We start from the raw sequence: 3,940 nt of genomic DNA, 5'->3' as shown, positions 1-3,940 counted from the left end.
TCGACCGAGAACGGCGCCTCGCCGCGCTTGTCCCTGGCGATCGGAATCTGGTTCTTCTCGGCGAAGTCGATCAGTTTCGTGCGGCTGGTCAGGTCCCATTCCCGCCAGGGCGCGATCACCTTGATCTCGGGGTTCAGCGCGTAGGCGGAAAGCTCGAACCGCACCTGGTCGTTGCCCTTGCCGGTCGCGCCATGGGCCACGGCATCGGCGCCGGTTTCCGCCGCGATCTCGATCAGCCGCTTGGAGATCAGCGGCCGCGCGATGGAGGTGCCCAGCAGGTAGAGCCCCTCGTAAAGCGCGTTCGCCCGGAACATCGGGAAGACGAAGTCGCGCACGAATTCCTCGCGCAGGTCCTCGATATAGATCGCGCTGGCGCCCATCATCTCGGCCTTGGTGCGGGCCGGTTCCAGTTCCTCGCCCTGGCCCAGGTCGGCGGTAAAGGTCACGACCTCGCAGCCATAGGTCGTCTGCAGCCATTTCAGGATGATCGAGGTGTCGAGGCCGCCGGAATAGGCCAGGACGACTTTCTTGGGCGAGGACATGCGGAGAACTCCGTTGAGGGAAATCCCGGCGGCGTTTATTGCGTTTCGGTCAAAGGGGCAAGGGCGGCCCGGGGCTTGCATTCGGCCCACCCGTCGCGCCAGAAAAGTGCATGAGCGATTTCTTCACGAAGGCCCGTGCCGCCGAATCGGCCCTGCGCGAGCTGTTCCCGCCGACGCCTCTGCAGGGCAACGTCCATCTCTCGGAACGCTATGGCGCCGAGATCCTGCTCAAACGCGAGGATCTGACGCCCGTGCGCTCCTACAAGATCCGTGGCGCGTTCAACGCGATGCGCAAGGTTCTGGCCACCCGGCCCGATCAGCGCGTTTTCGTCTGCGCGAGCGCGGGCAACCATGCCCAGGGCGTCGCCTTTGCCTGCCGCCATTTCGGGGTGCAGGGGGTCGTCTTCATGCCGGTTACCACGCCGCGGCAGAAGATCGACAAGACCCGCACCTTTGGCGGCGAGAATATCGAGATCCGGCTGACCGGCGATTATTTCGACGACACGCTGGCCGCGGCCCAGGCCTGGTGCGCCGAGGCGGGCGGGCATTTCCTTTCGCCCTTCGACGACGAGGACGTGATCGAGGGGCAGGCATCCGTCGCGGTCGAGATCCTCGACGCGCTGGACGGCGCACCTGATCTGGTGATCCTGCCGGTGGGCGGCGGCGGGCTTGCTGCGGGCGTCGTCTCGGCCCTGCGCGAGGTGGCGCCCGGAACGCGCGTCAAATTCGTCGAACCCGCAGGCGGCATGTCGCTGGCTGCGGCGGTGGCCGCCGGGGCGCCGGTGACGCTGCCCCGTGTCGATACCTTCGTCGATGGCGCCGCGGTCGCGCGGATCGGGACAAGGACCTTCGGCGTGCTTGGCGGGATCGACGCGGGCGACGTTCTGGCCGCGCCCGAGGACCGGATCTGCGCCACCATGCTCGAGATGCTGAATGTCGAGGGGATCGTGCTGGAACCCGCCGGTGCGCTGGCCGTCGATGTGCTGCCCGTGCTGGCCGATCAGATCGCGGGCAAGCGGGTCGTCTGCGTCACGTCGGGCGGGAATTTCGATTTCGAGCGGCTGCCCGAGGTCAAGGAACGCGCCCAGCGCTATTCGGGCGTGAAGAAGTATTTCATCCTGCGCCTGCCGCAGCGCCCCGGCGCGCTGCACGATTTTCTCGACCTTCTGGGGCCGGAGGATGACATCGCGCGGTTCGAATATCTCAAGAAATCGGCCCGGAACTTCGGCACGGTGCTGATCGGGATCGAGACATCGCGGGCCGAGAATTTCCCCGCGCTGTTCGCCCGGATGGGCGAGCGGGGCCTCGTGCATCGCGACATCACCGACGATGTGGTGCTGTCGGAATTCCTGATCTAGGCGACCCGCGACCGGGCCTTGCCCGCCGCCATCAGCAGCCCGCGGGATTCGGCATAGCTGTCGAGCAGCGCCGAAAGCTCGATCGCTTCGCCCTGCGCCAGCTGGTGTTCCAGACCCCGGCAGATCGCGCAGAACTCCTTGAGCCCGAGATTCAGCGCCGAACCGCGCACGAAATGCAGGTCCGACGGAAGGCAGGCGGGATCCGGCGCGTCGCGCAGCCGGGTCATCACCTCGTCCACCTCTTCCAGGAACAGATCCAGCACTTCGTCAAAGGCATCCTCCCCGACTTCGCTGCGCAGTTCCTCCACCCTTTTCCAGTCGATCATTGCAATCGTCACCTCCGCCACGCCCCCGCCGCGTCTGGTCAGGCTAGGGGCGGCAGCTTAACGGTGAATGAGCCTCAAGGCGAAAAAAAGGTCGAAAACGATCTTTCACGGCCCGTTAAGCCCCTGTGCGCTATTGCGACCGATGAACAGCACAGGGATGCCCGTGGCCATCGCGATCGAAAAGCCCCATTTTCCGCAGAAATCGCCCTCGCTGGTGCGGCTGGTCCTGCTGGTCGATGACAGCCGCCTGCAACGGCGCATCCTGCGCGCCTCGCTGGAACGCTGGGGCTATGCGGTCGAGGAATGCGGCTCGGCTGAAGAGGCGCTGGAGATCTGTGGCGACCGGCCGGTGGACCTGATCATCAGCGACTGGATGATGCCCGGCATGAACGGGCCGGAATTCTGCCGTGCCTTCCGTGCCCTGCCGCGTGACAGCTATGGCTATTTCATCCTGCTGACCTCGAAATCCGAGACCGGAGAGATGGTCCACGGCCTTGATGTCGGCGCCGACGAATTCCTGACCAAGCCCGTGAACGCCAACGAGCTTCGGGCGCGAATCGCCTCGGGCGAACGCATCCTGCACATGGAAAACCAGTTGCGCGAAAGGAACAGATTGCTCAGCGCGACGCTTGGCGAGTTGCGCAGTCTCTATGACGCCGTCGACCGCGACCTGGTCGAGGCGCGCAAGCTGCAACAATCGCTGTTGCGCGACCGCTCGCGCCGCTTCGGCGGGTCCGAGGTTTCGCTGCTGTTGCGTCCCTGCGGCCATGTCGGCGGCGATCTCGTCGGCTTCTTTCCCGCGGGCGATGGGCAGGTCGGCCTGTTTTCGGTCGATGTCTCGGGCCACGGGATAAGCTCGGCGATGATCACGGCGCGGCTTGCCGGGCTGCTGTCCTCGGCCTCGGCCGAACAGAACATCGCGCTGGAATCCGATGCCGATGGCGCCATCCATGTCCGCCCGCCCGAAGAGGTCGTGGAACATCTGAACCGGCTCTTCCATGAAGAGCTGGAGACCGAGCATTACCTCACCATCCTGCTGGCCGTGGTCTCGCTCGACAGCGGGGTCATGCGATTCGTTCAGGCGGGCCATCCCTATCCGGCGATCCAGCGGGCCGATGGCCGGGTGGAGTTCATCGGCTCGGGCGGCTTGCCCGTGGGTCTGATCCCGGGCGCGCGCTACGAGGTGGACGAAGCCCGCCTTCACCCCGGCGACCGCATCCTCATGGCCTCGGATGGCATCACCGAATGCCCGTCCCCGTCGGGCGATCAACTCGGCGACGAGGGGCTCTGCGCCCTGATGGCGCGCAACGCCGCCATGCGGGGCGAGTCCTTCCTCGAAGTCGTGATGACCGAACTGATCGCCTTTGCCGGCAGCCCGGACCTGCCCGACGACGTCTCGGCAGTCCTGTTCGAGTTCGGCTAGGCCGAGGTTCCCCTAGCGCGCGACCCCCAGAAAGCGCGCCACGAAATGGCGGTCGCCCGCATTGCCCAGTTCCCGCAACGCCGCTTCGGGCGACATCCACAGCGCGCTATGGCCCGGCTCGCGCGGGGCGCCATGGGCGCGGACCGGACGGGCCAGATAGATGGCGCACAGCTTTTCCGCCCAGAGGTCATATTCCGGCATGTAGGTGAACCGCCGGAACGCCCCCAGCCGCCGCGTCACGTCGATCCGCCAGCCGGTTTCCTCGAACACCTCGCGATGCAGCGCCGACAG

The 3,940-nt window shown here is 66.0% G+C and carries 5 protein-coding genes; 2 read left to right on the top strand and 3 right to left on the bottom strand.

Going from position 1 to position 3,940, the window contains the following annotated elements; genetic code table 11:
• A partial coding sequence (locus tag ENN83_RS07995; RefSeq protein WP_287185801.1) for an argininosuccinate synthase domain-containing protein occupies positions 1-542 on the bottom strand: 542 nt, incomplete at its 3' end.
• 110 nt (positions 543-652) lie between these two features.
• Here ENN83_RS07995 and ilvA point away from each other — a divergent pair.
• Entirely contained in the window at positions 653-1,900 is a 1,248-nt protein-coding gene (gene ilvA, locus ENN83_RS07990; protein ID WP_287185799.1) for a threonine ammonia-lyase IlvA, read from the top strand.
• Here the strand turns inward: ilvA and ENN83_RS07985 are convergent.
• Positions 1,897-2,247 carry an Hpt domain-containing protein gene (locus tag ENN83_RS07985; protein WP_287185797.1) on the bottom strand — a complete coding sequence of 117 codons (351 nt, stop codon included), beginning with the start codon at positions 2,245-2,247 and terminating at the stop codon, positions 1,897-1,899. The genes ilvA and ENN83_RS07985 overlap by 4 nt on opposite strands.
• Before the next feature lie 121 nt (positions 2,248-2,368).
• On the opposite strand from ENN83_RS07985, the gene ENN83_RS07980 reads away from it, so the two are divergent.
• Positions 2,369-3,649, top strand: a complete 1,281-nt coding sequence (locus ENN83_RS07980) for a PP2C family protein-serine/threonine phosphatase (protein ID WP_287185796.1) — start codon at positions 2,369-2,371, stop codon at positions 3,647-3,649.
• A gap of 12 nt (positions 3,650-3,661) precedes the next feature.
• On the opposite strand, the gene ENN83_RS07975 is transcribed toward ENN83_RS07980, so the two are convergent.
• The coding region (locus ENN83_RS07975) for an NUDIX domain-containing protein (RefSeq protein ID WP_287185794.1) at positions 3,662-3,940 on the bottom strand (279 nt) is incomplete at its 5' end.

It is taken from the genome of Rhodovulum sp. (assembly GCF_011048875.1).
GTDB classification, from domain to species: Bacteria; Pseudomonadota; Alphaproteobacteria; order Rhodobacterales; family Rhodobacteraceae; genus Rhodovulum; species Rhodovulum tesquicola.
This window is presented reverse-complemented; position numbering and strand designations above follow the sequence as displayed.

Excerpts from the sequence above, each read along its gene's own strand:
- ilvA (WP_287185799.1), top strand. The coding sequence starts at position 653 with ATGAGCGATTTCTTCACGAAGGCCCGTGCCGCCGAATCGGCCCTGCGC.
- ENN83_RS07980 (WP_287185796.1), top strand. The coding sequence starts at position 2,369 with ATGAACAGCACAGGGATGCCCGTGGCCATCGCGATCGAAAAGCCCCAT.